Annotated in this window: 3 protein-coding genes; all 3 read right to left on the minus strand. The window is 32.0% G+C overall.

The genetic code is table 11. The features are described 5' to 3' along the window. Window position 1: 1 nt before the first annotated feature. Window positions 2-472: a hypothetical protein gene (locus IRZ80_RS20670; RefSeq protein ID WP_194644240.1), complete on the minus strand. Its 471-nt coding sequence runs from the start codon at window positions 470-472 to the stop codon at window positions 2-4. A 659-nt stretch (window positions 473-1,131) separates the two neighbouring features. After that, complete coding sequence (locus tag IRZ80_RS20675) at window positions 1,132-1,614, minus strand: hypothetical protein (protein ID WP_194644242.1); 483 nt, start codon at window positions 1,612-1,614, stop codon at window positions 1,132-1,134. Window positions 1,615-1,727: 113 nt separating this feature from the next. Further along, the coding region (locus tag IRZ80_RS21100) for a hypothetical protein (RefSeq protein ID WP_228520973.1) at window positions 1,728-1,964 on the minus strand (237 nt) is incomplete at its 5' end.

Raw genomic sequence — 1,964 nt, forward strand, 5'->3', positions numbered from 1 at the left:
GTTAGCGGTAGTGTTTTTTGATGACTTCTTCAACTGTGTTTTCTGCAAACAAAAACATATTTTGGTCATTAATTGTTTCCTTGAAGTTTTTTAATATTTTAATTTTCTCTTTTACTTTTTCCAATAAATCAAGTTTGGGTTTTCGGATATTTTTCAAATACATAATATCTTGTAGAAGACAATCTGCATCATCCAAATCACTTAACAATACAAATTCGGTGAAAAATATTTCATAAACATCAACTTTATCAACTATTCTATCAGTATCATAAGAAAGAATTACTCTAGAAAAAATGGAATGTTCATAATCCTTTAGATTATTCAAGTCAAGTTTTAAATTCTCCCATTCAATTTCATCAAATGTGTCAAGAATTTCATAAATTAAATCGTTGCCTTCATAAAACCAAAAATCACCATCGATGTCTTTGTAAGTTTTTATTATTTTTTTAATTTTCGATAGTTTGTTATCCATAAAATATTAAAAAATATTTGTTCGTAAATTTTCGGCAACATTACCGCTAACGGTCTCGCGCTACAAGCGGTTTGGGACTAAATTAGCGTTATTTTTCGGTTTAGCCAAATTCTTGCAAATACAAAACCATATTTGAATTAAGCCAATTGCCCAAATCGCTTGTAGCGTGTGTTATGGTGTGTAGCTCGACGATTGTTGAGCACGGACGATTAGACATTCCAATTATCTATTCCAATTTCGGCAAGTTTTTCCGACTTCCGATTTCCGTTCCAAATAGTTTTCGCTTTTGAGTTTCAAACTTCTGTTAATTCTCAAAAAAAATCGACAAAAAATTCCGCTTTCGGTTTTCCAAAAAGCGGTTCACGTTTGTTTGTCCGCAACAATTAAGTGTTGGATTTCGGTTTAGATTTTCGTCGGCTCGGTTTCAGTTTCGGTTTGGATTTTCCTAACTAAACACCTGATTAAAATCGACTGTTGTTCGTCGGAGCTATACACCATAACGTTCCCTTGCTACAAGAGGTTTGGGATTAAATTAAGCCTTATTTTCGGATTTGCCTAAACTTCCCAAATACAAAACCATTTTTAAATTAAGCCAAATGCCCAAATCTCTTGTAGCAAGTGTTAGCAGTAGCCAAGTTATTTATACTGGTATTCGTTTTTTATAATTCCTTTTCAGTTTTTTCAAAGTAAATACTTTCTCCACTATCAGGGTCGCCAATTACAAATTCAATTCTATAGTTTCCAAATCCTCGGTCAATGTGAGCAGAAGTAACCAAATTTGAGCATTTTAACGACAATTCATTATATTCAAATTGATAGTCAACTTCATATTTTCCACTTTGACAAACGTCAATTGATGGAGTTGGTGTCAATCTAAAAGTACCGTTTTCAAAGAATTGAAGTTTATATTTGTCATAAGTATTTCTGTCAAAGTCAAGTTGAGTAACTTTTACAATATGATATGTTCCTACTAAATCTTTAGTTTGTGGTTTTCTTGTAAATATTTCACTAAACAAATTAAACACTAAAAAAATAATAACAATGCTTGATGGAATTCCCGCAAGTATAATTCCTTTTTTTCGTGTGTTATTGTTTAATAAAAAAGCAAGTCCGACTAAAAAAGCCAAACCCATAACAATCATAATTGAAAATATTAGTAAGTTAAATATCATTTTGGCTTTCGTTCATTAAATTTTCGTCTTCTGCGGATTGGTTACTGCTAACGTCCCCTTGCTACAAGAGGTTTGGGATTAAATTAAGCCTTGTTTTCGGATTTGCCTAAACTTCCCAAATACAAGACCATTTTCAAATTAAGCCAAATGCCCAAATCTCTTGTAGCAAGTGTTACTGGAGGCTTGTTTTTGACCGAAATTATGAATTTAACCGCTGACTTTTCACGCTTCTGTGGCAGATTCCAATTTTTACGTTTCTGTTTTTCGGTTTGTAATTTTCGGCGTATTATTTTTAAATTTCTGTTTCTATTTTTCGATTC

Origin of the sequence: Flavobacterium sp. HJJ (assembly GCF_015351475.1) — a bacterium.
In the GTDB taxonomy this organism is placed as follows: domain Bacteria; phylum Bacteroidota; class Bacteroidia; order Flavobacteriales; family Flavobacteriaceae; genus Flavobacterium; species Flavobacterium marginilacus.